Source organism: Extensimonas soli, assembly GCF_029211265.1.
GTDB lineage: Bacteria > Pseudomonadota > Gammaproteobacteria > Burkholderiales > Burkholderiaceae_C > Extensimonas > Extensimonas soli.
Window position 1 is genome coordinate 78,371 of sequence record NZ_JARGEL010000032.1, and the last position, 25,856, is coordinate 104,226.

Here is a 25,856-nt window from a genome sequence, read left to right on the forward strand (position 1 = left end):
CTATCGCATCAATGCAAACGAATCTGATCTGGCAAAATCTGAAATGGTGTTGGTGCCGATACGCGTTGCCCAGCCTGGCCAATACCAAATCAGTATGACCACTCTGAACGCTGCTGCAACGGACCGCTTGCAACTCTTTGTGAATGGAAAGCTGAATGGTGAGTTGCTGCCCGTTGCGGACGGCAGCGGGCAGCCGAAAGAAACGAGTTCGCTCACAGTGGTGCTGCCAGAGGGTTTGAGTGTGGCGCGTATTCGGGCCAGCAAAGGCTCGGTGTGGATTCGGGACTTGGTCGTCAAATAGCCGCCCTGCGCAAGCGGCCGTCCTTCATCTGAAAACGTCTAACGCAACATCAGCCATTGCACGGCCCGGCCGCCATCCAGCACCATGGAATACCGTCCATCGGCATAGGTGCTGGGCATTTCCAGCCACTGGTTGAACGGACCATTGCGGTAGGCCTTCAAGCCCTTGGGGGCCTTGACGTGGATAGTGCCTTCCAGTGGTTCCACCAAAAACGGCGTTTTGTTGCCCGGCTGTGGCTGCGAACGGGTGCCAATGCTGATGAGCAATTGGTTTGATTGACCCACCGCCAGTTCGTTGAGGCTTTGCACCGCCACGCTGGCATTGCGAGTGGCCAGCTCCAGCGTCACATCCGGCAGGCGCACGGTCTTGCTGCCGATCCAGCCCATGGCGGCGCGGGTGCGGGGGGTGTTGATGGTGTAAATGCCATCTTCCCAGTTGCGCGTCAATTCACCTGTGTCGGTGGAGGCCTGGGTTGCGTTGGGGTCGATCACGGGCTTCGCCGGGTCACGCAGCACCGTAGCGCCTGCGGGCAGGGCTCTGCGCTTGAGCCACGGCAGTTCCTTGGTGGCGGGCATGGCAATCAGCAACCTGCCCTTTTCCATGGCTGTGCGCAGAGCGGGTGCGTTGCCAGCAGAAATGGTCTGACTGTAGAACACCTCAGCGCCGGGGTCGAAGACATAGGTGCTTGTGGCCGGGCGCACGTGGCGTTCACGGTACAGCAGCGCCGCAGCGCTCAGCATGGGCAAGAGCGAAGGGTCGTTGTATGCGTGCCAGTTGGAAGGGCTGCCAGCGCCTTTGAAGCCCTCTTGGCTGTAGGCATAGTGCATCAGCGCATCCCACCCCTGATGGCTGGCGGTGGCGGCTATGTACAGGGGCAAAGCATGCCGGTCGGGCAGCGGAAAGGGTTCGGCGTTCCACTCGCTCACCGCCATGGGCATGCCTACCACCTGGCCGGCGGCCATCCAGTGCGCTGCATTGGCGGCCACCAGCGGGTTCATTTCCAATTGGCCCGCGCCCCCATAGCTGTGCACGTCGATCATGTTGCCGGCGGTCAACGCTGGCAGGCTGCTGATGGGGTTGTAGCCCCAGGAACTGGTGGTTACCACGGGCTGCTTCATGCCCAACTGGCGCAGGTGGGCCACCATGTCCGAACCAAAGCGCTGCTCCAGGTCGTTCAAAAACAGCTTGCTGGGGCCATCTTCCCAACTTCGCCACACCTTATCGGCTGGAAGATTGTGTGCACTGGCAAAGGCATTGGCCTCAGCGGTGTACAGTTTGTTGTGCAAGGGCACTCCCTTGTCTGGCAGCAGTGCATTGCCAAAGTGGTGGGTGATGTCGTTTTCGTTCGTGACCAGCAGGGCGGCCACTGCGGGTTCGTCCTTATAGGCCAGGCCGGTGTAGGGGTTTTTTCTGTCCAGATAAGCCTGCTGAAAACGCTTCATGGCCTGTTGTATGGTCTGGTTGACGTGGCTGTAACCTTTCAGGTCAGTCTGGTCTTTGCCCTTGCTGATTTCGTCAAAACCGTAAATGTTGTCGCCAGATTTGAGGCCGCGCTGCACGTGCATGTCCAGCCAAACGTAAATGCCTTCGTCTTTGAGGCACTTTACCCACCAGTCCAGTTTGTCCAGGCTGTTCGCTGAAAGGTTTTGTGTACTGGAGTAGGTTTGAGGGTTGCCAAACACATTGGGGTTAACCCAGAAGGAGTCGTGGTGGTGCAGACGTACAAGGTTGAATCCCAGGGCTGCCAGACGTTTCGCTTGCTGTGGCACTGCTTCGCGCGGGGTTTGGTACAGCGCGTAGGCCGCAATGTTGGTGCCCCAGAACCTGGCAGGTGTGCCATCCGCGAATTGCAAAGCGTCGCCGTTCACTTGCAGCAAGCCATGCCGTCCTGCCGGTTTATCCTCGGCATTCATGAATGTCAGGTCGATCGGTATGCGGTTGGGCTCCAAGGCGTCCTTGGGCCAGCTGTCAGCGGGTTTCCCGCCCAGGCGTTCACGCAGGGTAGGAACAAAGTTCACCGCGTCATTCCAGGTCAGCGTGGCCGTGTAACTGCGTACCCCTGCGGGAATGTCGCCGCTGTAAAAATAGGCGCGAACTTCCGCCGGGTTGCCGCGCTCGAAAAACACGGCAGGCAGAGCAGGCTTGAATCGTATGGTTACTTGCGGCCCGCCGGGACGGCCCCATTGCCAGCCGGTGTTGCCGGGCAAAAGTACCGGGTTGCCCATGCTGCTGCCAAAGCTGTTCAGGTCAAAATTGAATACCAGTCCCCCTCCCACCACGTTTTGCCGAGAGGCCGCCGCTTTCAACTGGAACTGGTAACGCAACTCCTTTGGTTCAGCCTGTTGGGCCGTGGTGGTCAATTCAAAACCCAATGTGCTGTTGCGGCCCACACTGGTGTAGATGCTGTTTTCCAGTGTGCTGGCAAATTGGGTGTGCGCCCACGCCCAGTTGGCACCAAAAAAGACAACCTGGGTGTCAAAACCACGGGCACCGCCCACGGTCAACTGTGGCAGAACATGGGTTTCATTCACGCTGACCTGCCACGCCGGTCCGGCCCAGGCCAGACAGCATTGCAGCCATACGCAGATAGCGGCGAGCCGCCGGCTGATGGTGCGGTTGATCATGCGCGGCTCCTGAAGGTTTGGGTATAGGCAAGGCACAGCCCAGCCAGGCACCAGTACACAGTGGGCACCAGGCTGATGCTGCTGACGGTAAAAATGGTGACCATGGCGCCCACCATGCTGGCCAGCAAGGCGCGGCCCAGCAACTTTTCGGGGGAGCCGGTTGGCCAGCGTTTTTGACATTGCCACACAGCCCAGGCATTGCCTAGCAGCACGCTCAGGAAAAGGGCCAAGCCCACCATGCCATAGTCCAACGCTATGCCCACATAAGTATTGACAATGTCGATGATGCCTTCCCCCTGAATCATCGACTGCATCTCTGGTGTGTTCATGTAGCTTTCGGAGCCGAACCATAGGTTGCGCTGAATCACCACCAAGGCGTTGTCCAGCAAGCGTGTTCGGTAATCAATGTTTTCGGTCTCGATCGTGCCAATGAAGGGCAGTAAGTCCACCATTTTCTGACCAGCCGGGAACATCATCAACATTGGAATGCTGATTGCGCCTGCGGCCACAGCACCGGCGATCTTTACCAGAGCCTTGGGCCCCGTAGCCAAAAACACCAGCAAGCATGTCGTTGCGCCTATCCAGGGGCCACGGGAGAGAGACGCCACCAAGCCGCCAAAAAGCAGCAGATTGCCCAGTTTGCGCATCCATGGGCGGCTGATTTGTTCCCGCAGGAAAAAGTAGAGCCCCCAGCAAACCAGCAATACGTAACCATATGCAATGGAATGCCCCACGCTCGCAGATGCGCGCAAATTGCCACCACGCCCCAAGTAGCCACCCAAGCCCCAGTTCAGCCCCAGGTTTCCTACCATGGCTCCGTACAGTTTCCAGGACTTCAGGTATTCAAGCATGCCCATAGCTGCCAGCAGCAAGCCGGCCAGCACCATGCCAGACAGGGCAGCCTTGAACGCATCCATACTGCGCACACTGCGGCTGACCACGTAATACGGCAGCCACACGTCGAGCAGCAGGTAAAAGCAGCCGCGCAAGGCGTTGGTCGCATTCGTGGCGCGAAACTCGAGCACCGCCCGCAGCAGCACATACGCCAGCAGGCATTTGTCCGGCCACGTCGCCCCCAAGCGCCAGCGGTTTTTTTGCTGACGCAGTAGCAAGGTAGCGGGCAACAGCAGCACCAGCGACAGCAGGCGTGGGTAGTTCAGCTCGATCAGGTAGTTGATCAGGCCCAGCCCTGGCACTTGGATGGTGGCGGGCGGAACGGCAAACAACACCAGCAAGTAAAAGCCGGCAATCACGTCAATTTCGCGCCGCAAGCTGGCAAGCAGCCACAGGCTGGACAGCACCGCAAAAATCCAAAAATTCGGAGCCAAAAACGCCAGCAAGGTCAGGCCGAGCCAGGCATTGCGCCAGCGCTGCACCGTTGCTGCACCCAGCAGGGCTGCAAAAGACGGTCGGACAGTCGCGAGCACTAGGCCCGAAAGGATCAATACCACCACGAGCGCGCGCAGATGTTCAGGCATGGACAAAATGAAGTGTTATTCTCGACAAAGCGTCAGCCGGCAGTCTAAGGCCATAGACTCAAGCTGCTGTGAACTATAGGGGGCCCGAGCGGGCCCATTGCTACTTACCATGTTTGAACTGCTTCGTGACATCTATGCTCAACTGACCCCGCGTCGACGGTGGCAGTTGGCGCTGGTGCTGGTGTTGATGGTGATTGGAGCGTTGGCCGAAATGTTCTCCTTGGGGGCCGTCTTGCCTTTTTTGGCCTTGTTGACCAAGCCTGACTTGGCTGGTATTCCTGAAGTGTTTGTGCAGGTGCTGTCCTTTTTGGGGCATTATCTTGGTGGAGGGCCATTGCTCGCCGCATCATGGCTTTTTGCGTGTACGGCTGCACTTGCAGCGTTGTTGCGCCTGCTTTTGAGTTGGATCAGTGCTCGTTTTGTATATATAGTGGGCGCCGATTTCGGGGAGGAAATTTACCATCGTATCTTGCGGCAACCATATCATTTTCATTTGCAAAGAAACAGCAGCGAAACTATTTCAGGAATGGGAAAGGTAACCCCGTTGGTTATGTGTGTTTTGGCGCCGGCAATGCAAATGGTAATTGCCTCGGTCATGACTTTTGCTATTCTGGTCGGTATACTTTTGGTTAATGTGAAGGTTGCTTTGCTGGCTGGAATTGCTTTTGGTGGAATGTATTATTTAATAAATCAGTGGGCGAAAAATAAACTGAAAAAGAATAGCGAAATTATCGCCGCAGCAGAAACTCAAAAAATTAAAATCATACAAGAGGGTATCGGTTCCATTCGGGATGTAATTTTGGATGGTAATTGCTCTGTATATGTAAACGCGTTTTCTCAGAGCGATCGACGGCTACGGCGGGCTCAGGCTGTAAATTCGTTTTTGGCGATTGCGCCAAAATATGTGGTGGAAAGTGCTGGCATCATTATGATGATTGTCTTTGCTTATAATCTGACAAAAACACAAGACACAGCAGTGCAGGCTATTCCATTGCTGGGGGCGCTGGCACTAGGGGCGCAGCGATTATTGCCGTATCTGCAGAATATTTATAATTCTGTAGCTTGCATTCAGGGTAGTTTGGGTATTGCGGAAGATGTTATGTATTTTTTGAGACTGCCGACCCATGAAGAATCAATGAAAAGCGCTAAAAATAATGTGGAGGAACGCGGTTTTTATCGATCTGGGGTGTTGGTTGAGTTGCAAGGGTTGGAGTTTCGTTACGCAAGTAATTTACCTAATATTATCAAATCTGTTGACTTGAGAATTAATCGGGGTCAGCGAATTGGCTTTGTTGGTGCGACTGGCAGTGGGAAAAGTACGCTTATTGATTTGATTATGTGTTTGCTGAACCCCACCTCCGGGGTTATTAGCGTGGACGGTATGGAAATAAATGAATCAAATCGTTCGACCTGGCAGCGGAGGATTGCGCATGTGCCGCAGGCCATTTTTCTAACAGATAGCAGCATCGCAGAAAATATTGCTTTGGGGGTAGCTAAAGCAGAGATTGACATGTCTCGGTTGATGGTGGCAGTGGAGCAGGCCCAGTTGACAGATGTGGTGCGCCAATTGCCGCGTGGCTTGGATACGCGGGTAGGGGAGAGAGGTGTCCAACTTTCTGGTGGACAACGTCAACGCATAGGTATTGCACGCGCTTTATACAAATCAGCTGATATGCTGGTGCTGGATGAGGCAACCAGTGCCTTGGACAGTGATACAGAATCAAAAGTGATGGATGCGATTTACCATTTGAATCCAGAAATGGTGATTCTAATGATTGCTCATCGCACGTCAACACTGGAGCGCTGTCACTATATATATCAAGTAGTTGATGGAAGGCTGAAATTAATAAAAAATAATTTTTCCGCACATGAAGTTGCCTTCTAACGGGTGCATCCCTTTCGGTCGTGATTTCGCGATATGAAAAGATAAATCGATGCAGCACTCTTAAAAATTTGTTTTTCAGGGTTCGCCTAAATTTTCGATTTATAAAAATTCGAAGTGAAATTATCTAAAGAATTCCAATAATGAATTAATGAAAATTTTTTGCTTCCTTCTGTCGGTTATTCTGCTTGTATCCGCGTGGCGGCCATTTATGCCAGGTGATGTGGATGATGCAGACGCTGCCGCCGAAGCTTTGGCCAAAATTATTGAATTGGGAGATACCCAGTGGCGAACCGTTTCAGCCCACGCTTTTGCAACGATGGCCGATGCCAGCTGGGATGCTTTTGGCCAGCAGTTCGAAAGGGCCTTACATCGGGACTGTGAACGTGGAAAAAAAGGTGAAATAGAGGGTATATCAAGCTGTGGGGGTGTTGCACATGATGGGGCTGCTGCGAAAGGTTGTGCGTGCGTACACTTGGCGTACTGGAAGAGCACAAAGACTATATCGTCGTATTTGTCTGCCAAACAATCTGGAATGGGGAAGTTTTTTGGCTCGCTGGGGTGGTTTCCAGTCAATTGGTGAGCAGACTTCAATCAATTTTGGGTGTGTGGTAACGGACCCTGCTTACACCAGGGTGGGTAGTAACGTCATCCTTTCGGATTGCGTACTGTTGGGGCATGATGCCTCTATCAATGTTCTGAATAACCAATTCGGGAAAAAACTGGACTCAGTTGGTCCCGTGATTATTCAAGATAACTGTTTCGTAGGCCATGGTGCTATTGTCTTGCCGGGGGTCACCATAGGGCCGAATTCGATCGTTGCAGCAGGTGCGGTCGTTACCAAGGATGTGCTCCCCGGAACGGTAGTGGGCGGTAATCCGGCGGGCATCATTTGCACGACTCAAGAGTTGTTGCAGAGAGTGGAAGAGCGAAGCAATAGCTATCCGTGGATCGACTTGATCAGGCAGCGCGAGGGGACGTACGACCCCACGTTGGAGCCGGAATTGGTGCGCCGCCGTGTAGCCTTTTTTTATGATTCAGAGTCTGGTATAACCAAAAAATGAATGAAAAATATTGGCGTGCTCGACATCCTCATTGTCAACTACAACACGGCCAATTTGCTGGCCCCCATGTTTGCCGCTTGCGAGCGGGCAGCGCAGGGTCTGCAGGTGCGCTATTGGGTGGTGGATAACGCCTCTCGAGATGAATCGGTTGCTGTGTTGCGTTCGCAGTTTCCATTTGCGCGGCTGGAGGTCAATGCCGAGAACGTAGGTTTTGGCCGAGCCAATAACCAGTTGCTCAGGCATGTGCAGGGTGACTATGTGTTGTTGCTGAACACCGATGCCTTTGTGCAGCCGGAGACCTTGCAGCGTACTTTGGCGTACATGGATGCGCACCCGCTCTGCGGAGTGCTGGGTGTGAAGCTGCTGGGGCGTGATGGCGCCCTGCAACCGAGCTGTCGTTACTTCCCCACGCCATGGAATGTATTTTTGTCGCGTACGGGGCTGGGGCGCTTCTTTCTGCAATCGCGCATGGTGGATGATATGACATGGGACCATGCGAGTGTGCGCGAATGCGACTGGGTGCCTGGTTGCTATTACTTGGTGCGCCGGCAGGTGCTCGACCAGTTGGGCTTGTTTGACCCACGCTACTTTTTGTATTACGAAGAGGTGGATCACTGCAGGCGCGTAAAAAAGGCGGGCTGGCAAGTTGTGTACTATCCTCATACTTCTGTCGTCCACATCGGGGGCGAAAGTGCAAAATCTGAAGGTGAAATTTCGGCAACGGGCAAGCAACTATCCGCCTTGCAGATTGAAAGCGAAATTTTGTATTTTCGAAAATTCTTTGGGATTTCTGGGATAGTTAAACATTTTATTTTTACAACCATAGGGGATTTCTATTTATGCCTCAAGAGCCTGTTGACGTGTCGGGGTAGGCCTGCGCTAACTCAATACATAAAACACTGGCTGCTGACCCGGCATTCATTAAGAAAAACTGCTTGGGGTAAATATCCAACTCGGTAAGAGAATGAAAATTTTTATTTTGAATCAAGGGCGAACATACCCTTTTGTCGGGTGGTTGGCCATTGATGAGCTTGCGGAGTTGTTGGCTAAATATCTCCAGGCAACGATTATTTCTATAAAAAATCCACCTTATAGTCGCTGGGACAGGGTGTTGATGAAGAAGGGGGAAATAGTTGCAGAAGGATATGCAGGCGACATTGCGGGTGATCTTTTGATTGTGATCGCTCGGAGTTCATTGGATCTGGCTCTAATTCGTGCGCTGGGTGATTATAGATATAGGTTTGGTAAAATTGTTGCCTGGGTTGCGGACTCATACTTCTATGAAGGTTATTCGAATGTCGTGAGGGATTATGATCTTTTGGCTGTTACAGCGCACGAAGATGTTGATTTTCTACGCAATAAGTATGGAGTTGAGGCGAGTTGCGTATATCACGGTATTGATTGTTACAAGGTGGTTCCACAAAACAATGTTGCGCGTTCAATAGATTTGATAGGGTTTGGACGCTTGCCGATTTCTTATTTGAAAGCAATGAAGGTTCGTTTCCATGACGTGAAAAACCCCTATCTTTTTTTGCATTCTCCCATAGGATCGACTACGGGGCCTGATATAGCAATAGAAAGAGGAATGCTGTTCAAGTTGCTTCAACGAGCGAAGGTGTCTTTGGCGTTTCATCTGTTTTGCGAGCCCGAGGGGAGCAGACCAAGAAGCATGATGCTGACCAGTAGATGGCTGGAGTCTTTGGCTGCAGGATGTCTGGTCGTTGGTAAAAGGCCGATTTCAAGAATGGCCGACGAGATGCTATTCTGGGACAATGCAACGGTTGAGCTGTCGGAGGATGCGGCGGTCGCTGTCGAAGAAGTGGAAGAAATTTTAGGAAATTTTTCTAATTTTGCCGAAATCAGGCGCGAAGCCGTAATGAATGTTATTGCGCGCCATGACTGGCGATACAGGATTTCGCAATTTTCAGAGATGTGGGGTATAAAGATTGGGAGTGAATTCAAATCCGATTTGATCGGGTTGGCTCTTTTGAGAAATAAAGAAATTCTCTGATTGAAGAGGGTAATGGTGAAAGCACATGGACTGGAGCTTCTAAGATTTTTTTCGGCATTCTCAGTGTTGGTGTGGCACTACCAACATTTCTATGCCGCGGAAAAGGTGGCGTATGTTGCCAGCGAACAACCACTTTATAATTATTTGAATTTTTTCTATAACCACGGATCTTATGGAGTTCAGGTATTTTGGTGCTTGAGCGGATTTGTGTTTTGCATGCGATATTTTTTACGCAATCGGGATATCGTAAAACTTTGGAATTTTTTCGTCAATAGATTTTCGAGATTGTATCCCCTTCATTTTTTAACCCTGCTTTTGGTTGCATTGCTGCAATATATTTATCATCATAGATATGATTCATATTTTGTCTATCAAGATAATGGAATAAAGGCATTTATTCGCCAGATATTTTTCGTAAGTAGTTGGTTTGATGTTTGGCGGTTGAGTTTTAATGGGCCGGTGTGGTCAGTATCTGTAGAGGTTTTTGTATATTTTGGTTTTGTTTTTCTGTTGCGGCTTGCTTCAATGTTCAAGATGGCGTCATTGATGGTTGCGTTTTTTTGTGCCGTGATTTGGTTCGCTGGTGTCGGGAATGAGTTTTTTGAATGTGGTGCATATTTTTTTGTTGGTATTTTATCTGCGATGCTTTTGAGTTCTGATTTGCCAAGGGAGAAATTTGTTGGTTTATTGTGTTTCTATTGTTTTCTATTGTTTTCTATTTTTTATTTTTTCGATATGGTCTCGGAAGAAGTTTTTTTATTCATGCTTGTGCCGCTTATCGTTATTTTAATGGCAATTCTGCCTTTAAAAAACCAGCGCTTGTTAGGGGTTTTTGATTTTTTGGGCGGCCTAAATTATGCAAGTTATTTGATGCACTTTCCTTTGCAGTTGGCGGTGATCTTGGTTTTTGGATGGTTGGGGTTGCAGCTGCCGGTTTTCAGTGTCTGGTTTTTTGTGGGGTACTTAATTTTGGTCTTTACGATTTCTGCGGTGGTTTTTCGAAAATTTGAGATGCCTGCGCAGAAGTTTATACGTGATTTTGCTTTGAATAATCATGCTGATGTAATGCGGTGAAATGATGCGTTGAGATGAAATTGTTTTCATTCATTAGATCGGACTTAGCCGCCCACGATGGCGATTGGGGCGCCCAAGGATTTTGGGCGTTGCTGGTGTACCGCTTTGGCCGTTGGCGTTATAGTGTACGCCCGGCTTTGTTGCGAAAGCTATTTTCACTCATTTACAAGGTGCTGTATAAGCTGGTGCAGATCGTCACGGGTATTGAGCTGCCGTGCGAAGTGCGGCTGGGTAAGAATTTTGTGATAGACCATTTTGGCGGTATCGTTATCAGCGGCTACGCGAGTTTTGGTGACAATTGCCGTATACGCAATGGCGTGGTTGTGGGGTTGCGGCGCGTGGACGAGCCTTGCGCGCCCCAGATTGGCAATAATGTGGACATTGGAGCTGGGGCGAAATTGCTAGGCAATATACGCATAGGGAACAACGTGGCGATAGGTGCCAATGCCGTAGTGTTGTGCGACGTGCCCGACAACCACGTAGCCTATGGCGTCCCTGCCGTCATCAAGCCGAGAAAGGTGCTGGCATGCAACCAGACGTAAGCAGTACCATGCCTGACTGGAGCCGTGAATACAAACGTCCCGGGGAGTGGAACCCAGGTAAAAGTCTGTTGGCAAGCATCCGCGCCTACCAAAAACACCGTGCCAGCCGCCATTTGCTGGCCTCCTTGTTTCGCCGTTGGTCCGTGCTGCGTCACAGATTTTGGAGTGCAATAAGTGGGGCCGATATTCCGCTGAACAGCCAGATTGAGGGCGGTTTGCTGCTGCCGCATCCGAATGGAGTAGTGATTCACCCCGCTGCCAAAATCGGCCCGAATTGCCTGCTTTTTCAACAGGTGACCCTTGGCACGCGGGGCGGCACAGAAGCACCAGTGCTGGAAGGCCACGTCGATGTGGGGGCCGGAGCAAAATTGCTGGGGGATATTCGCGTGGGAGCGCATGCGCAAATTGGGGCTAATGCGGTGGTGTTGGGCGACGTGCCAGAGCATGCTTTGGCAATCGGTGTACCTGCAGTGGTGCGAGAGCTATCCCATGGGTGACGCCTGTCTGGATCGGATTGGTTTGGTAGCCATAGGTCGCAACGAGGGTGAGCGTTTGCGCGCGTGTTTGGCGTCGGTGGTGCATCGTGTGGCGCATGTGGTGTACGTGGATTCGGGTTCCACGGACGGGTCAGTGGCGCTGGCGCAGGCCATGGGCGTGCACGTTGTCAATTTGGACATGACGGTGCCTTTTACTGCGGCACGTGCCCGCAACGAGGGTTGGCGCGCGCTGTTGCAGTTGGCCCCAGGGCTGGAGTTCGTTCAATTTGTCGATGGGGACTGCGTGGTGGCGGATGGCTGGCTCGACAAAGCGTTGTTGTTTTTGCTTCAAAACCCGGGCTATGCCGTAGCGTGCGGGCGCCGGCGCGAGAGGTTTCCGGAGCGTTCTGTTTACAACCGCTTGTGCGACCTGGAATGGAACACCCCCGTGGGCGATGCCAAGGCCTGCGGCGGTGATGCGCTGGTGCGCGTGAGCGCTTTGCAACAGGTGGGCGGCTACCGTGATGACCTGATCGCCGGTGAGGAGCCAGAGTTGTGTGTGCGGCTGCGGCAAGCTGGTTGGCGTATACACCGGCTGGATGCTGAAATGACGCTACATGACGCAGCCATGACGCGCTTTGGGCAGTGGTGGAAACGCAGCAAACGTGCGGGGTATGCGTTTGCACAAGGTGCCTGGCTGCATGGCGCAGCACCAGAGCGGCATTGGGTCAAAGAGACGGTGAGTGCCTTGGTATGGGGCGCGGTGTTGCCTGTGCTCATGCTGCTGCTGGCCTGTTTCGTCCATCCGGCATGGCTATTGCTGGGCTGTACGTATCCGCTGCAGATTTGGCGTTTGCGGCGCCTTCCAGGGGGCTTGCAGCGAGCGGTGTTTTTGGTGCTGGGCAAATTTCCGGAGGCTATGGGAGTTCTGCAGTTTGCGTGGGACCGGTTATGGCGTAGCCATGGCAGATTAATCGAATACAAGTGAGGTGCCGCGTGTGGCTGGAAAATTTTGATGCGATCTTTGTGATCAACCTGCCAGCGCGTGCTGACCGGCGACGCGAGATGGATCAGCAATTGCGACGGCTGGGTTTGTCGCTCCAGCACGAAAAGGTGGTGCTCTTCCCCGCGGTGCGCCCGGATGCGCCGGGGGGATTTCCATCTATTGGCGCGCGGGGTTGTTTTATGAGCCATTTGGGCGTGCTGCAGATGGCGCAGACCAAGGGCATGGGCAATATCTTGATACTGGAAGATGATTGCGATTTCAGCAAAAACATGGCTGCAATGCTACCCCAAATGGATGACGGATTACAGAAACTGGACTGGGGAATTTTTTATGGTGGAGCATTGAACCATTTTACGTTGCAGCCTCGTGCATCCGGCTTGCAAATCGTTTTGCCGAATACTGGTTTGATGGGGTCGCATTGTATTGCTTTGCGTGGCCCCGTGGTGCCAATGGTGGTGGCGTATTTTGAGGCGATGCTCCGGCGTCCTCCGGGATCGCCCGAAGGTGGGCCCATGCATGTGGATGGTGCATATTCATGGTTTCGTAAAGACCATTCTGAAATAATTACGCTGATTGCTGTGCCGGAGTTGGCGTTTCAGCGTAGTTCGGCCACGGATGTGCATGCTAGGCGCTGGTATGACCGTGCACCAGTTGTTAAAAATGTCATAGGTGTTTTGAGGTTCTTGAGGAACAAATGGAGTGGTGCATGATTGCATTCAGCAAGTTGGGGAATTATGGCAGACTCGGGAATCAATTATTTCAATATGCTTTTTTGCGTGACCGGGCGCAGCGGCTAGGAATTCAATTTTGGTGTCCAGATTGGGAAGGGGATCAAATTTTTGATCTCGCCGATCAGGACTTGCGTGCAGATTCGCCAAGTGGCTTGGATAAAATATACACCCAGTCTGGAGAGGCGGGATACACTGAAAGTGCGTTGCATATCCAGGATAATACTGATATAGAGGGATATTTCCAGTCGAATAAGTATTATGCAGATGAAAGTGCTGTAAAGCAATGGTTTTCCTTTAAGTATGAGGTGAAATTTTCGGCTTTGGAAAAATATCCTGATGTTAATTTTCCTTCGGCTTTGAGTCTATCGTTGCGCTTAGATTATGATTATGCTGCTACGCGAGAGTTTTTTCCTCTCTATCCGCTGAGTTATTACCAAAAGGGGTTGAGTCTGTTTGATAATTCCGGTGCTGTTGTGGTTTTTGCTGATAGACTGGATTTGGCTAAGGAGTTTCTTAAGAAGTTGCCTGGAAGCGGGGAATTTATTTACATGGATGGTCTTAATCCGCACGAGCAGTTGTATTTGATGTCGATATGTGGGCGTGGAAATATAATAACCAATTCGACATTCGCGTGGTGGGGCGCCTATCTGAATTTATGTAAAAGTGCCAAGATTGTTTCTCCCTTAGAGTGGTGCAGGCCGGGTGTGCCGGTTCCAATTCGTGGCATTCTTCCGGATGACTGGTGCGCAGTGCAATCTCTGCGCCCGATTTGGGATAATTTCCAATTCTGGAGAATCAGGCATCCGTTTGCGACGGGTAAACGTATTTTGGCCCGATTGAATAAATGATAAATTCAGTTGGATGGATTGGTCGCTGGTCGCCTGGCATTGGTGACCCAACACTGGCGGGGTGGATCACTGTAGTGGCCTACGTTGTGGCGGCGGGGATGGTGTACAGCGTGATTGCCCGCGAGGCTATGTTGGAACCATGGCTGGGAGCCACAGAAAAGCGCTTGTGGTGGTGTTTGCTGCTGGGGTTGGTGGTGCTGGGGGTGAACAAGCAACTCGACTTGCAAACGGCCTTCACCGAAATGAGCCGAATGGTAGCGCATGCCCACGGTTGGTATGAGGATCGTCGTCGCGTGCAACTGGCCTTTATCGCCGCTTGGAGCGTGATGGGCTTGACGCTGTGTGCGATTTTGGTGTGGGTCTCTTTTGGCATGCCAAAGTCCACCATCATGGCTTTATGTGGGGCTGTATTCTTGGTGGCGTTTGTGGGCATCAGGGCGGCGTCTTTTCACCACATGGATGCTTTTATCAATTTGAGCTGGTTTGATGTCAAGGTGAATGTAATGATTGAAAATGGAGCTTTGGCGCTTTTGGCTGTTGGGGCGTGGCTGCGAGCCAGGGAGTCTGCGTGAAGCTCGCGTATTTCATCAACCAATACCCCAAGGTCAGCCACAGCTTCATTCGGCGGGAGATTCTGGCGCTGGAGCGCCAGGGAGCAACCGTTGTGCGCATGGCTTTGCGCGGGTGGGACGACCCGGTGGTGGATGTAGAAGACCAGGCCGAGCAGGGCAAAACGCACTATGTGCTGCGTGGGGGGCTGCGCGGTTTGTTGGGCGCTGTGCTGGGGCAATTGCTGCGCCACCCGGTGCGCTTGAGCAAGGCCTGGCTGTTGGCTGGCCGCATGGCCCGCATGTCTGAGCGGCCCTTGCCCTACCACTGGATTTATCTGGCCGAAGCCTGCAAGGTGCTGGCCTTTTTGCGCGGTACCGGGGTGGAGCATGTGCATGCTCACTTTGGCACCAATTCGGTCGAGGTGGTGATGCTGGCCCACGCGCTGGGCGGGCCGGGTTTCAGCTTCACCGTGCACGGGCCGGAAGAGTTTGACAAGCCGCTGGGTTTGCACTTGCGCGAGAAGATCGAGCGCGCTCGCTTCGTGGTGGCTATCAGTTCTTTTGGGCGCAGCCAGTTGTATCGATGGGTAGGGCATGCGCACTGGCCCAAGGTGAACGTGGTGCGCTGCGGGTTGGACAAGGCCTTTCATCAGGTGGCCCATGTTCCGGTGCCTGCCGTCCCGCGTTTGGTATGCGTAGGCCGGTTGTGTGAACAAAAGGGCCAGCTGTTGTTGCTGGGTGCCGTGCGGCAGTTGCACGATAAGGGTGTGCGCGTTGAGCTGGTCCTGGCGGGCGACGGCGAAATGCGGCCCGAGGTAGAGCGTCTGATCGTGTTCCACGGCCTGCAGGCACAAGTTCGCATTACGGGCTGGATCAGCGCCGAGCAGGTGCGGCAGGAGTTATTGGCTGCACGTGCCTTGGTTTTGCCGAGTTTTGCCGAGGGCTTGCCGGTGGTCATCATGGAAGCCATGGCCTTGCGTCGCCCTGTGCTGTCCACCTTTGTCGCGGGCATTCCCGAACTGGTTCAGCACGGGGAGCATGGCTGGTTGTTTCCGGCGGGCGATGTGGACGCTTTGGCGCAGGCAATGCAGGACTGCGTGTGGGCCAGCACAGCTGAATTGGATGATATGGGAACCAAGGCCTATCAAAAAGTATTGCAACACCACGATGTTGACGCTGAAGCGAGCCATTTGCTGCAATTGTTTCGCCAGGCGGCAAAAGGAGGCGGCTTGTGTTGATAGGTGCAGTGCAGCTTGTTTTGTGCGTGGCTGGGCTGGCGTGTGCGGTGCCGGTTTGCGTCTTACTGTTTCAAGTTTGTCTGGCACGTGGGGCTGTTATTGAGCCTGCGCCTCCCGCTATCGATGAGATGAAGCGCCCAACGGTGGCCGTATTGGTGCCGGCGCACAACGAGCAAGAGGTGATCGAGTCCACATTGCGCACCTTGCTGCCGCAACTACAGGCGGGGGATCGCTTGCTGGTGGTGGCTGACAACTGCACTGACGATACCGCGCAGGTGGCGCGGGCGGCTGGGGCTGAGGTTGTGGAGCGCAGCCATGCTTCAGATCGCGGCAAAGGCTTTGCCTTGGACTTTGGCGTGCGCTACTTGGCTCGCAATCCACCCGATGTGCTGGTGATCGTGGATGCGGATTGTTGGGTCGAGCCGGGAAGTTTGCAGCGTTTGGCAAACCTGGCTATGACTCAAGGGCGGCCCGTTCAATCCTTGGACTTAATGCTCCCCAATGCGGCTGCTTCGCTAAAGCAGCGTTTGGCTGCCTGGGCTTGGCGCGTGAAAAATTGGGCGCGTCCACTGGGCTGGCACCGCCTAGGGTGGCCGTGTCAATTGATGGGGACAGGAATGGCATTTCCATGGCCCATAGTGCAGGGCATGGACCTGGCCAATGGGCACTTGGTTGAAGACATGAAACTGGGCGCTGACTTGGCATTGGCTGGCGCCCCACCATTGTTTTGCCCCAGCGCAAGGGTGACGAGTGAATTCCCGACAGCAATTGCGGCCCAGCAAAGCCAGCGCAAACGCTGGGAGCATGGGCATTTGAGCGTTCTGCAGAGTTTGGGCCCCAAGTTGCTCTGGCGCGGTTTGCGCTCAGGCAACGTGGCGGTGGTGGCTATGGCGCTGGACTTGCTGGTGCCGCCACTGGCATTGTTGGGGGTAGTGTTGTGCGGCCTGTGGTTGGCCAGCCTGGTGTTGGTGCTTGTGGCTGGCGCAGCGTGGGCGGCTCCGCTGGTGCTGGCAACGTTGCTTATTTTCCTGTTCCAAGTCACCTTGTGGCAGGCTTGGCAGGGTTGGGGGCGTGATTTGGTCAGTGCGCATGAATGGTTAAGCGTGCCGGGCTACATGCTGGCCAAATTGCCGATTTATGCAGGGTATGTTTTTCGACGGCAAAAGGCATGGGTTCGGACAGAGCGAAAGTGACTGTGACAAAACCTGTGGTGCATACGACCGCGCATACGACCCGGAAGGTTTACGTGGCCGGCCTGCCTTTTGACGTGGTGGACAAAGCGGAGGCCGTGCGTCGCCTGTGCGAAGCGATGCGTGACCGCCGCCGGCTTTTTTTGTCCACCCCGAATCTGAACTTCTTGGTGGCGGCGCAAACGGATGAGGCTTTCAAGGCGTCTGTGCTGCAAAGCGATATGAGCGTGGCCGACGGCATGCCCATTTTGTGGCTTGCCCGCAAACAGGGGACGCCCTTGCCCGAGCGGGTGGCGGGATCAGACTTGTTCGAAGCCCTGCGCTGCGGGGCTGGCCAGTCGGTGCTGGGACGGCCGGTGAGAGTGTTCTTTTTTGGTGGCTTACCGGGTGTTGCAGACGCAGCCTGCCAAGTGTTGAATGCCGAGTTTGCGCAGGGAGGCTCCATGCAGGCGGTGGGCGCCCTATGCCCCGGCTTTGGAAGTGTCGAGGAGATGTCTGGTCCGCAGGTGCTGGATCGCATCAATGCCAGTGGCGCCGATTTTTTGGTGGTTGCCCTGGGCGCTAAAAAGGGGCAGGCCTGGATCACTCATAATCTGCCGCACTTGCAGGTGCCCGTGGTGAGTCACCTGGGTGCAGTGGTCAATTTTGTGGCCGGGACTGTGCGTCGTGCTCCTGAAATTTGGCAGCAACTGGGGCTCGAGTGGGTGTGGCGCATCAAGGAGGAGCCGGCGCTGATCAGGCGCTACTGGCACGATGGTTTGGCTTTTTTGGGGCTTTGGGTCAATGCGAAGTGATCAGATCTGGCTGGCACCCAGGCGTTGCCAGGTGAGGGCGGTAAGGTTCAGAAAGATGCGTAAATAGCCCAACTGGCTTAAGCCTTCCCACGCTGGGGTGGATCACTTGAGTGTGGGTAACTGCTAGTATCTGCCACCCAAATTTCTTCGAATCACCCGTGACGGCTCCACACAAATTTCGCCTCAACGAGGCTTTGCTTGTTTTTGCGCTGCTGCTGACCTTTTTGGCGTTTGGTGGCGGCCTGCTCGACCTGGTGCACCGCTGGTACAAGCAAGAGGAATACAGCCACGGTTTTTTCCTGCCGTTGATTTCGCTTTGGCTGTTGTGGAGCCGGCGCCAGGCTCTGCGTGAAAGTGTAGGCGCGCCCTCGGCATGGGGTTTGGTGGCTCTGGCGCTGAGCGCTGCGCTGCTGGTGCTGGGGGAGGTCACGGCCATTTTTCTGCTCATTCAGCTGGGCTTTTTGCTCGCGCTGGTGGGGGTGGTGCTGTGTTACGGCGGGGTTTCGTTGCTGCGCGTGGCTTGGCTGCCCATTGCGTTCCTGCTGTTTGCGATTCCATTGCCGTACTTCATGGATTCGCAAATTTCGTGGCGCCTGCAGCTGCTTTCCTCGTCGCTGGGTGTGACCGTATTGCGTGCCCTGGGCTATGCGGTGTACCTCGAAGGCAATGTGATCGATTTGGGTGTTTACAAGCTGCAGGTCGTGGAGGCATGCAGCGGCCTGCGCTACCTGTACCCCCTGTTGAGCATCGGTTTTTTGATGGCCTACATGTACCCAGCCGCCTTGCGCTGGCGGGTGCTGGTGTTTTTGAGCACTATCCCTATCACCGTGCTGACGAACAGTTTGCGGATTGCCATGGTGGGGGTGTTGGTGGAGCGCTGGGGCAGCGGCATGGCGGATGGCTTTTTGCACTACTTTGAAGGCTGGGTGATTTTTCTGATTTGTCAGCTGGTCTTGATGCTCGAAATCTGGCTGATCGAGCGTTATACCCAGCACCGACCATTGCTGGAGGTGCAAAAGTTGCCCGCTGTAGCCGCAGTGGAGCCTGTGCGGCCTGCGGAGGCTGGCGTGGGCAAGCAGTTGGCAGCGGGCGTGCTGCTGTTGGCTGCAGCTTCGGTGCTGGTGTACCAGTTGGGCGGGCGCGCTGAAGAGCAACCCTTGCGCCAGAGCCTGAAGACTTTTCCGCTGGAGTTGGGTGACTGGCGGGCCCGGCAGGAGTCGTCGCTGTCGATCGATGTCGAGCAGGCGCTGGGTTTCAGCGATTACGTGCTGGCCGACTACGTGGACCCGGACGGCGCGCAGGTAAATTTCTACGTCGCCTATTACGCTTCGCAGCGCAAGGGCATTTCACCGCACTCGCCGCAGGTGTGCATTCCGGGAGGCGGCTGGGTGATTTCTGCGATCGAGCAGGTAAAGTTTCCGCTGACCGATGGCAAGCCTATGGAGGCGGTGCGGGTGCTGATCGACAAAAGTGGGCAGAGACAGTTGGTGTATTACTGGTTTGAGCAGCGCGGACGACGCATTGCGAACGAGTATTGGATGAAGTGGTATCTGCTGCAGGACGCTTTGACGCGCAACCGTACCGATGGCGCGTTGGTGCGTGTGGTGACGGCTTTGGGCCCGGCAGAAAATGTGCAGCGCGCGGACGAGCGCCTGCAACGGCTGGTGAGGCTGGCCGTACCTATGCTTGGGCCCTACGTGCCCGAATAGCAAACGAACCGATGGGTTGAACGATATGACGAGTAAGAACAAATTTGGGGCACTGAGCAAGTGGGCCTTGGCCGCGACCGTGGTCGTGGTCTTGGGGTGTTCCTCACCCGAAGAAAAAGTGGCGCGTTTCAATGCGCGCGGCACCGAACTCATGGCCAAAGGCGAATGGATGAAGGCTAGGCTGGAGTTTCAGAATGCCTTGCAGATCAACCCCAGCTATGTCCCGGCGCTCATGGGGCTGGTGGATATTGCCGAGCGCTCTGCCGAGTGGGACAAGGCATATGCCTTGTTAAGCAAGGTGGCGGAGCTCGACCCTAAGAACTTGACTGCGCAGCTGCGTTTGGCCAAATTGCTTTTGGCTGCCGGGGTGCTAGACAAGGCTTTGGCGGCAAGTGATGCCGCTATGGCCTTGGCCCCGGAGGACGCCGACGTGCTGGCCCTGCGCGCGGCGCTGATGTTCAAGCTTGACGATCGCAAAAAAGCGGTGGAGCTTGCCCAACAAGCCCTGCGCAAGGAGCCTGCCCAGGTCGATGCGCTGGTGGTGCTGGCTTCGGAGCGCCTGGCGGCGGACGACGCCGCAGCTGCCGTGAGGTATCTCGATCAGGGCCTGGCTGCCAATGAGCGCGACGTGGCCCTGCAGCTGATCAAGGCGCAAGCCCTTGAAAAAATGGCCCAGCACGAGCAGGCCGAGCAGGTGTTTCGCAAGCTGATTACGCTTTACCCGGACAATAAATCTTTTCGCACACTGCTGGCGCAGTATTACACGCTGCATGGGCAAAAAGACAAGGCCGAAGCGGAATATCGTGCGGTTGTGCAGGCATTTCCCAAAGACTTGCAGGCCAAGCTGGATGTCGTGCGTTTTCTGGCCTCGGCGCGAGGCGAAGATGCTGGCATGGCCGAGCTGAACAAACTGATTGCGGCCGAGCCCAAGAATCATGAGTTGCGCTTTGCCCTGGCGAGCACGTTGTTGGCGCAAGGGAAAAGTGCGCAAGCAGAAAGCGTGTTGCGCGAGGTGATCCAGCAGGCTGGCACCGAAGAGGCCGGCTTGAAAGCGCGCGATGCGCTCGCGGTGGAGTTGCTCAAGCGGGGCGATAAGTCCGAAGGCAAGAAACTGATCGAGGAGGTTTTGGCCAAAGACGCGCGCAATGAGCAGGCTTTGCTGTTGAAGGCCAGTGTGGCCATGGACGAGCAGCGCCTGGATGACGCCGTGGCAGACTTGCGCACCATTTTGCGCGACGTACCTAACTCGGCGCGCGCCATGGCCCTATTGGGCAGGGCGCACGAATTGCAAGGCTCGCGTGATCTGGCGATGGACTACCTGGGGCGCAGTTTTCAGGCGGGCAAGCAGCAGTCGCCACAGTTCGGCGTGAATTACGCGCAATTTTTGTTGCAAAGTGGCAAGGCCAAGCAGGCGCAGGAGGTGTTGCGTGAGGTATTGGGCATCACTCCCAACCACGTCCCGGCGCTGCAATTGTTGGCACAAGCTTACTTAAGCACCGGCGACCTGACCAATGCGCAGGCCGTTGCGGACGCGGTCGCGAAGATGAAAGACCAGACCGCAGCAGCGAGCCAGATTCAGGGGGCCGTATTTGCCGCACGGCGCAACTTCGATGGCAGCATTGCGTCATTCCGCAAGGCTTATGAGTTGTCGCCCACCGAGGTGCGCCCCATGATGGCCTTGGTGAGCACTTATCTGGCCGCAGGCAAGAGCAAAGAGGCCGTTTCTTTCATGCAAGGGGTGGTGAAGGCTTCGCCGGACAATCTGAATGCGCAGCTGTTGCTCGCGCAGTTGCTGCAGCAGACGGGGGATGCGGCTGGCGCCCAAAAGGCTTATGAGGCGATGATTGCGCAAGACGCGCAGTTTGCCCCGGCGTATGGCGGTTTGGCTGCGCTGTTTTCCGCGCAGGGCAAGTTCGCGGAGGCCGAGGCCACGCTCGAAAAAGGGCTGAAGGCCGTGCCAGCGGATTTCAATTTGCGCCTGGCGCAGGCGGGGGTGTTGGAAGCGCTCAAGCGCATCGACGAAGCTATCGCCGTGTATGAACAGCTCATCAAAGAGCGGCCAGGCGCGGAGGTGGTGGTGAACAACCTTGCCAGTCTGTTGGCAGACTACCGTGAGGATAAAGCCAGTGCAGACAGGGCTTACCAATTGGCGCAGCGCCTGAAGAATACCAACGTGCCGCAGTTCAAGGACACACTGGGCTGGGCCAGTTACCGCGTGGGCAAGAACGAGGATGCCGTGGTACTGCTCAAGTCAGCGGCAGACCAGTTGCCAGACAGGGCTGTGGTGCAATACCACTACGGGCAGGTGCAACTGGCCAGAAACAACAAGACCTTGGCCAAGCCGGCCTTGGAAAAGGCGGTGGCGCTTTCGGCGAAGCAGCCCTTCCCGCAGGTGGAGAGCGCCAAAAAAGCCCTGCAGGGACTCTAAACAGCATGTACGAAGCGTTTTATGGGTTGAAGGAAAAGCCTTTTTCCATTCAGCCAGACCCCGACTTTTTGTTTCTGGGTAAGCGCCACAGCCTGGCGTACACGATGCTGCAGTATGGGATTCAGAACCGCGCCAATTTTTCCGTGATTTGTGGAGATATTGGCTGTGGCAAAACAACCCTGATACGCCACCTGCTGAACCAACTGGGGCCAGATCTGACAGTGGGCCTGGTGTACAACACCCATCCGGACATCGCGGATTTACTCGAATGGATCATGCTGGCCTTCGGGCAGCCCTACGAAGGCATGTCCTCGGTGGCCCGGTACGATGCATTCCAGCGCTTTTTGATCAACGAGTATGGCGCTGGCCGCAGAACCATCCTGATCGTCGATGAGGCGCAAAACCTGAGCGTGGGAGCGCTGGAGTCCTTGCGCATGCTGTCCAACATCAACGTGGACAAGGCCCAGCTGCTGCAGGTGATTCTGGTGGGCCAGCCGCAGCTGCGTGATCTGCTGCAAAAGCCTGAGCTGCACCAGTTCGCGCAGCGCGTGGCGGTGGACTTTTTCATTCCGCCGCTGACCTCTGAAGAAGTTGCCGCCTACATCACGCACCGCCTTCAGGTGGCAGGTAGAGAGGAGCCACTTTTCACGCCCGCGGCGGTGCAGCGCATCGCTCAGGCGTCGCACGGGGTGCCGCGTAGTATCAACATCCTATGCGACACGTTGCTGGTCTATGGCTTTGCTTCAGATAGTGTAGTGATCGATGCAGCGCTGGTGGAGGATGTGCTGCGGGACAGGCAGGAATACGGAGTGCTCTCTGTACCACCGACGGCATAGACCGTTCAGCTCATTGAGCGTGACCGAATCAAGCGGTAACCTTCAGCTACGTTTTTTTAAAGGAGGTCCTCAATGAGCAAGCTCAAATTTTCTCTCAAAGCGATTTCTGTAGTTGCCGGAATGGTTGTGGGCGTGATGGCGCCCATGCATGCGGCAACGGCAGGAACGGTAAACCTGGCATTTAATGGTGCAGCATACGGGTACGAAAACTTCAATTTGCAGAATGGCAATCCATATGTCTCTGACTATAACCAGCCTGCTGGCGGTTTCACCATGAAGGTGAACACCTCTAATGATCCGCAATTTAAGACGGGTAGTTCGATTTTGACTTGGTGTATCGAACTCACCCAATCGATCACTCAGGGATCGAACTATAACTACACAACTACAGACTTGACTGCTGCCAATCCGAGTTGGGCGGGCAGACTGCAAGAGCTCATTGCGCAAAACTATCAGACTGTTTTGAGCGCAGCCAACAGCATCACATCCGCTGCAATGCAGCTGGCGATTTGGGAAGTGGTGAATGAATCTGCCAATTCCAATCTAGATTTGTCGAGCGGTAATTTCCGTGCTAGCGCCCCACTCTTTAATGGGGATTCGACATCTGCCAGGGATATGGCGCAAGGGTGGCTTAACAATTTGAGCAGCTCCGCAGATACCGGGAAGTATAAAATCGTGATGCTTTCCAATGGAAGTGCGCAGGATTTGGTTACGGTTTTGCCAACTCCCATCCCTGCCGCCGCATTGCTGTTCGGCTCTGCCCTTGGTTTGGGTGGATTGATGCAGCGGCGTCGGCGTGCCACGCCCGCAGCAGTGGCTTGAATCTGTTTGCTTCTTCCAAAAAGCCGCACACCAGGGCGGCTTTTTTTATGTGCGATCCATATTCGCCTCAAGTAGAGCTGCTGCGCATGGACTCTATTTTGGCCACCGCCTGCGCGCGGTTGACGACGTCGAGTTTTTTGAAAATGCGCTGCACATGGTTTTTGACCGTGAAGGCGCTGATGTCCAGAATCATGCCGATCTCTTGATTGGTTTTGCCTTTGCGCACCCACTCCATGATGTCCACTTCGCGCATGCTCAGGCCTACGTCGGCATCGGTTTTAAGGGGTTGGGGCCTGCTGGCGGATACTGGCGGGGAAAGGTATTGCTCCGGCAAATGTGCAACCTGTCGGAAGGCTGCATCGATGTAGGGCAAGAGGTAGCGTAGCGATTCACGAGGCGCTTCCCCCGCCAATGCGGTGGAGCCCATGAAAACGTAAAGGCAATCCTGCCGGCCGCGCTGGTCTTTGATGCCGTGAACCAGGGCGCTGCGCATGCGCGAGAGGGTGTTCAGGAGGTCAGGGTTGTCTATGTCGTGAAACAGCAGCCCATCATTCGAATGCACAGTGAAGGGCGCATGATCGCAGGCGTGCCAGCGTTGCAGCAGGCTGGTGATATAGGGTTGGATGGACTTGTCGCCAAAGGATGCCGTGCGCAGCCCGGGCAGTGGTGAGACGACGTCGTAGCACACCAGCCCCAGAGAAAAATTGCCCCACGCGACGATGACGATGTCGTGTGGCATGAAAGTCTGAATGTCCCCCTGCAGCCAGTTGAACAGGGCATAGTGGCTGCGAATCGTCAAGGACTGCTGCACTACCTGCAGCATCTGGTTCAGCTCTGTCAATGACAAATTCGTGAGAAACGACATTTTGGGCGGGCTAGTGGTGTCCAAGTGCATCCTAGCAGATTGGTCCGTATGGACAGAACGGGCGCCATGTTGCAAAAAGTCAGCGAACAATAGCGGCTATGATGACCGCTCAATGGGAATGTGCGCTGAGCACAGCTTTTGCAGCAATCGAGAGTAGACAAGCAGCCGTTTTATGGATTCTTTGAGTGACATGCTTCCGGCCGACTTTGAGTGCCTGGGGAGTGCTACGGAGTTTGCCGACGACATCCATGAAATCTTCAGCAACTTCGGGTTGGTGGAGAGCCCCGACACGAGCGAAACTTTGCTGCTCTGCAATTTCATGGTGTGCTATTCAGCCCCGCGGGGGGCCAAGCTGGTACAGCAGGGCGAGGTCGGCAACTACATGTTTTTTTTGCTCACCGGCCATGCGGAGTTGTTCATCGAGAACGACAGGGGTCAACCGATGTCCATAGGCGCCATAGGTTCTGGGGCGGCAGTGGGCGGCATGTCGATGATTGACCACAAACCGCGTGCCGTTTCGTGCGTGGCAACCGAACCCGTAGATCTGGTGGTGCTGTCCAGTCAGGCATTCAAAGACATCATGCTGACGTTGCCGTGGCTGGGCAACAAGCTTTTGATGATTTTGCTGCACTCTGTCAGCGCACGTTTGCATGCGCTGCAAAAGCAATTGGCGTCGCAGCAATCCGGATGAAATTGGCATCGGCGTAGCCAGCGCGCAATGCTGCGGGTTTTGTGCCCGCTACCCCTCTGCTTTATTCGAACAGCATGCCGTTCGTGCCCAAGGCGTCATCCAGGCGCTGCACCAGTGTTTGCAGGCGCTGGCTTGCGCCGGGGGGCAGGGGCGTGGCGCCGGCTTCGGCCTGGGCGGCTGCGGTGATGGCTGCGTTTTCACGCTCGGCAAGTTCAAAGGCGAGGTTCAGCGCGGCCAGTACGGCGATGCGCTCGCGCACGCGCACCTTGCCGGCGTCGCGGATGCGCGTCATGGCGGTGTCCACGCGCTCCACGGCGTCGAGCAGGCGCGCCTCCTGGCCTTCGTGGCAGCTCAGCAGGTAGCTTTGCTGCAGGATTTGCACCTCGATCTGTTTCATGACGCTTCCTTCGCGGGGGGCGTTTCGGGCAGGCGTTCGAGCAGCGCATCCACGCGCGCGCGTGCAGCACGCAGGCGCGAAGCGAGCGAGTCGCGCTCTTTGGTGAGGGCGGCCACCTGTTCGCTCAGCAGCGCGTTGCTGCGCTGCAGTTCTGCGTGGCGTTGCAGCAGGCGCTCGATGCGCTCGCTCAGCAGGGGGATGGGGTCGTTAGGGGATGCGGCGTCGTCCATGGCGCCGCAGATTGTAGAGGCGCGCACATAATGTGCTGCCCCGCAAATAACCGAACATGAAATCGCGC

At 55.0% G+C, this 25,856-nt stretch carries 24 protein-coding genes; 19 read left to right on the plus strand and 5 right to left on the minus strand.

Annotated elements, in window-relative coordinates:
• Window positions 1-339 precede the first annotated feature (339 nt).
• Together PYV55_RS15400 and PYV55_RS15405 are read right to left on the minus strand one after the other, a co-directional pair.
• Window positions 340-2,925, minus strand: a complete 2,586-nt coding sequence (locus PYV55_RS15400; protein ID WP_275852992.1) for a cellulase family glycosylhydrolase — start codon at window positions 2,923-2,925, stop codon at window positions 340-342.
• A complete protein-coding gene (locus tag PYV55_RS15405) occupies window positions 2,922-4,403 on the minus strand; it encodes an O-antigen ligase family protein (protein ID WP_275852994.1) in 1,482 nt (493 codons plus the stop codon). Before PYV55_RS15405 ends, PYV55_RS15400 begins: the two co-directional genes overlap by 4 nt.
• A gap of 109 nt (window positions 4,404-4,512) precedes the next feature.
• Between PYV55_RS15405 and PYV55_RS15410 the strand changes: the two genes are divergently transcribed.
• The 18 genes from PYV55_RS15410 to PYV55_RS15495 all read left to right on the plus strand — a co-directional run bounded on the left by PYV55_RS15410 (window position 4,513) and on the right by PYV55_RS15495 (window position 23,605).
• A complete protein-coding gene (locus PYV55_RS15410; protein WP_275852996.1) occupies window positions 4,513-6,288 on the plus strand; it encodes an ABC transporter ATP-binding protein in 1,776 nt (591 codons plus the stop codon).
• Between the two features lie 434 nt (window positions 6,289-6,722).
• A complete protein-coding gene (locus PYV55_RS15415) occupies window positions 6,723-7,349 on the plus strand; it encodes an acyltransferase (protein WP_275852998.1) in 627 nt (208 codons plus the stop codon).
• Complete coding sequence (locus tag PYV55_RS15420) at window positions 7,350-8,309, plus strand: glycosyltransferase family 2 protein (RefSeq protein ID WP_275853000.1); 960 nt, start codon at window positions 7,350-7,352, stop codon at window positions 8,307-8,309. It begins immediately after the preceding gene.
• 4 nt (window positions 8,310-8,313) lie between these two features.
• Window positions 8,314-9,360, plus strand: a complete 1,047-nt coding sequence (locus PYV55_RS15425; RefSeq protein ID WP_275853002.1) for a glycosyltransferase family protein — start codon at window positions 8,314-8,316, stop codon at window positions 9,358-9,360.
• A 15-nt stretch (window positions 9,361-9,375) separates the two neighbouring features.
• Window positions 9,376-10,434: an acyltransferase family protein gene (locus PYV55_RS15430; protein ID WP_275853005.1), complete on the plus strand. Its 1,059-nt coding sequence runs from the start codon at window positions 9,376-9,378 to the stop codon at window positions 10,432-10,434.
• Window positions 10,435-10,448: 14 nt separating this feature from the next.
• Window positions 10,449-10,976 (plus strand): serine O-acetyltransferase, encoded by a 528-nt coding sequence (locus tag PYV55_RS15435; protein WP_275853007.1) that lies wholly within the window; start codon window positions 10,449-10,451, stop codon window positions 10,974-10,976.
• Between the two features lie 8 nt (window positions 10,977-10,984).
• Window positions 10,985-11,473, plus strand: a complete 489-nt coding sequence (locus PYV55_RS15440; protein ID WP_275853009.1) for a serine O-acetyltransferase — start codon at window positions 10,985-10,987, stop codon at window positions 11,471-11,473.
• Window positions 11,466-12,440, plus strand: coding sequence for a glycosyltransferase family 2 protein (locus tag PYV55_RS15445; protein WP_275853013.1), 975 nt, complete (start codon window positions 11,466-11,468; stop codon window positions 12,438-12,440). Before PYV55_RS15440 ends, PYV55_RS15445 begins: the two co-directional genes overlap by 8 nt.
• Before the next feature lie 8 nt (window positions 12,441-12,448).
• Window positions 12,449-13,168, plus strand: coding sequence for a glycosyltransferase family 25 protein (locus PYV55_RS15450; RefSeq protein ID WP_275853014.1), 720 nt, complete (start codon window positions 12,449-12,451; stop codon window positions 13,166-13,168).
• A complete protein-coding gene (locus PYV55_RS15455; protein ID WP_275853016.1) occupies window positions 13,165-14,037 on the plus strand; it encodes an alpha-1,2-fucosyltransferase in 873 nt (290 codons plus the stop codon). Before PYV55_RS15450 ends, PYV55_RS15455 begins: the two co-directional genes overlap by 4 nt.
• A gap of 74 nt (window positions 14,038-14,111) precedes the next feature.
• Window positions 14,112-14,609, plus strand: coding sequence for a hypothetical protein (locus PYV55_RS15460; protein WP_275853018.1), 498 nt, complete (start codon window positions 14,112-14,114; stop codon window positions 14,607-14,609).
• Entirely contained in the window at window positions 14,606-15,826 is a 1,221-nt protein-coding gene (locus PYV55_RS15465) for a glycosyltransferase family 4 protein (RefSeq protein WP_275853021.1), read from the plus strand. Before PYV55_RS15460 ends, PYV55_RS15465 begins: the two co-directional genes overlap by 4 nt.
• A gap of 128 nt (window positions 15,827-15,954) precedes the next feature.
• Window positions 15,955-17,019: a glycosyltransferase family 2 protein gene (locus PYV55_RS15470; protein ID WP_275853024.1), complete on the plus strand. Its 1,065-nt coding sequence runs from the start codon at window positions 15,955-15,957 to the stop codon at window positions 17,017-17,019.
• Window positions 17,020-17,072: 53 nt separating this feature from the next.
• Window positions 17,073-17,810 (plus strand): WecB/TagA/CpsF family glycosyltransferase, encoded by a 738-nt coding sequence (locus PYV55_RS15475; RefSeq protein WP_275853026.1) that lies wholly within the window; start codon window positions 17,073-17,075, stop codon window positions 17,808-17,810.
• 158 nt (window positions 17,811-17,968) lie between these two features.
• Window positions 17,969-19,519 carry a VPLPA-CTERM-specific exosortase XrtD gene (xrtD, locus tag PYV55_RS15480; protein ID WP_275853029.1) on the plus strand — a complete coding sequence of 517 codons (1,551 nt, stop codon included), beginning with the start codon at window positions 17,969-17,971 and terminating at the stop codon, window positions 19,517-19,519.
• A 25-nt stretch (window positions 19,520-19,544) separates the two neighbouring features.
• Window positions 19,545-21,947, plus strand: a complete 2,403-nt coding sequence (locus tag PYV55_RS15485) for a tetratricopeptide repeat protein (RefSeq protein ID WP_275853031.1) — start codon at window positions 19,545-19,547, stop codon at window positions 21,945-21,947.
• Window positions 21,948-21,952: 5 nt separating this feature from the next.
• On the plus strand, window positions 21,953-22,783 hold the full coding sequence (locus PYV55_RS15490) for an ExeA family protein (RefSeq protein WP_275853034.1): 831 nt from the start codon (window positions 21,953-21,955) through the stop codon (window positions 22,781-22,783).
• A 72-nt stretch (window positions 22,784-22,855) separates the two neighbouring features.
• Window positions 22,856-23,605, plus strand: a complete 750-nt coding sequence (locus PYV55_RS15495) for a VPLPA-CTERM sorting domain-containing protein (RefSeq protein WP_275853037.1) — start codon at window positions 22,856-22,858, stop codon at window positions 23,603-23,605.
• A 67-nt stretch (window positions 23,606-23,672) separates the two neighbouring features.
• Here PYV55_RS15495 and epsA read toward each other — a convergent pair whose 3' ends face one another.
• Window positions 23,673-24,500, minus strand: coding sequence for an XrtB/PEP-CTERM-associated transcriptional regulator EpsA (gene epsA, locus PYV55_RS15500; RefSeq protein ID WP_275853039.1), 828 nt, complete (start codon window positions 24,498-24,500; stop codon window positions 23,673-23,675).
• A 142-nt stretch (window positions 24,501-24,642) separates the two neighbouring features.
• Here epsA and PYV55_RS15505 point away from each other — a divergent pair, with 142 nt between their 5' ends.
• Window positions 24,643-25,161 carry a Crp/Fnr family transcriptional regulator gene (locus tag PYV55_RS15505; protein ID WP_275853041.1) on the plus strand — a complete coding sequence of 173 codons (519 nt, stop codon included), beginning with the start codon at window positions 24,643-24,645 and terminating at the stop codon, window positions 25,159-25,161.
• Between the two features lie 61 nt (window positions 25,162-25,222).
• On the opposite strand, the gene PYV55_RS15510 is transcribed toward PYV55_RS15505, so the two are convergent.
• Together PYV55_RS15510 and PYV55_RS15515 are read right to left on the minus strand one after the other, a co-directional pair.
• Complete coding sequence (locus PYV55_RS15510; protein WP_275853043.1) at window positions 25,223-25,558, minus strand: cell division protein ZapA; 336 nt, start codon at window positions 25,556-25,558, stop codon at window positions 25,223-25,225.
• Window positions 25,555-25,788 (minus strand): DUF904 domain-containing protein, encoded by a 234-nt coding sequence (locus PYV55_RS15515; protein WP_275853045.1) that lies wholly within the window; start codon window positions 25,786-25,788, stop codon window positions 25,555-25,557. Before PYV55_RS15515 ends, PYV55_RS15510 begins: the two co-directional genes overlap by 4 nt.
• Between the last annotated feature and the right edge of the window lie 68 nt (window positions 25,789-25,856).

Excerpts from the sequence above, each read along its gene's own strand:
- PYV55_RS15400 (WP_275852992.1), bottom strand. The coding sequence starts at position 2,925 with ATGATCAACCGCACCATCAGCCGGCGGCTCGCCGCTATCTGCGTATGG.
- PYV55_RS15405 (WP_275852994.1), bottom strand. The coding sequence starts at position 4,403 with ATGCCTGAACATCTGCGCGCGCTCGTGGTGGTATTGATCCTTTCGGGC.
- PYV55_RS15410 (WP_275852996.1), top strand. The coding sequence starts at position 4,513 with ATGTTTGAACTGCTTCGTGACATCTATGCTCAACTGACCCCGCGTCGA.
- PYV55_RS15415 (WP_275852998.1), top strand. The coding sequence starts at position 6,723 with ATGATGGGGCTGCTGCGAAAGGTTGTGCGTGCGTACACTTGGCGTACT.
- PYV55_RS15420 (WP_275853000.1), top strand. The coding sequence starts at position 7,350 with ATGAAAAATATTGGCGTGCTCGACATCCTCATTGTCAACTACAACACG.
- PYV55_RS15425 (WP_275853002.1), top strand. The coding sequence starts at position 8,314 with ATGAAAATTTTTATTTTGAATCAAGGGCGAACATACCCTTTTGTCGGG.
- PYV55_RS15435 (WP_275853007.1), top strand. The coding sequence starts at position 10,449 with ATGAAATTGTTTTCATTCATTAGATCGGACTTAGCCGCCCACGATGGC.
- PYV55_RS15440 (WP_275853009.1), top strand. The coding sequence starts at position 10,985 with ATGCCTGACTGGAGCCGTGAATACAAACGTCCCGGGGAGTGGAACCCA.
- PYV55_RS15445 (WP_275853013.1), top strand. The coding sequence starts at position 11,466 with ATGGGTGACGCCTGTCTGGATCGGATTGGTTTGGTAGCCATAGGTCGC.
- PYV55_RS15455 (WP_275853016.1), top strand. The coding sequence starts at position 13,165 with ATGATTGCATTCAGCAAGTTGGGGAATTATGGCAGACTCGGGAATCAA.
- PYV55_RS15470 (WP_275853024.1), top strand. The coding sequence starts at position 15,955 with ATGAAGCGCCCAACGGTGGCCGTATTGGTGCCGGCGCACAACGAGCAA.
- PYV55_RS15485 (WP_275853031.1), top strand. The coding sequence starts at position 19,545 with ATGACGAGTAAGAACAAATTTGGGGCACTGAGCAAGTGGGCCTTGGCC.
- PYV55_RS15490 (WP_275853034.1), top strand. The coding sequence starts at position 21,953 with ATGTACGAAGCGTTTTATGGGTTGAAGGAAAAGCCTTTTTCCATTCAG.
- PYV55_RS15495 (WP_275853037.1), top strand. The coding sequence starts at position 22,856 with ATGAGCAAGCTCAAATTTTCTCTCAAAGCGATTTCTGTAGTTGCCGGA.
- epsA (WP_275853039.1), bottom strand. The coding sequence starts at position 24,500 with ATGCACTTGGACACCACTAGCCCGCCCAAAATGTCGTTTCTCACGAAT.
- PYV55_RS15505 (WP_275853041.1), top strand. The coding sequence starts at position 24,643 with ATGGATTCTTTGAGTGACATGCTTCCGGCCGACTTTGAGTGCCTGGGG.
- PYV55_RS15510 (WP_275853043.1), bottom strand. The coding sequence starts at position 25,558 with ATGAAACAGATCGAGGTGCAAATCCTGCAGCAAAGCTACCTGCTGAGC.
- PYV55_RS15515 (WP_275853045.1), bottom strand. The coding sequence starts at position 25,788 with ATGGACGACGCCGCATCCCCTAACGACCCCATCCCCCTGCTGAGCGAG.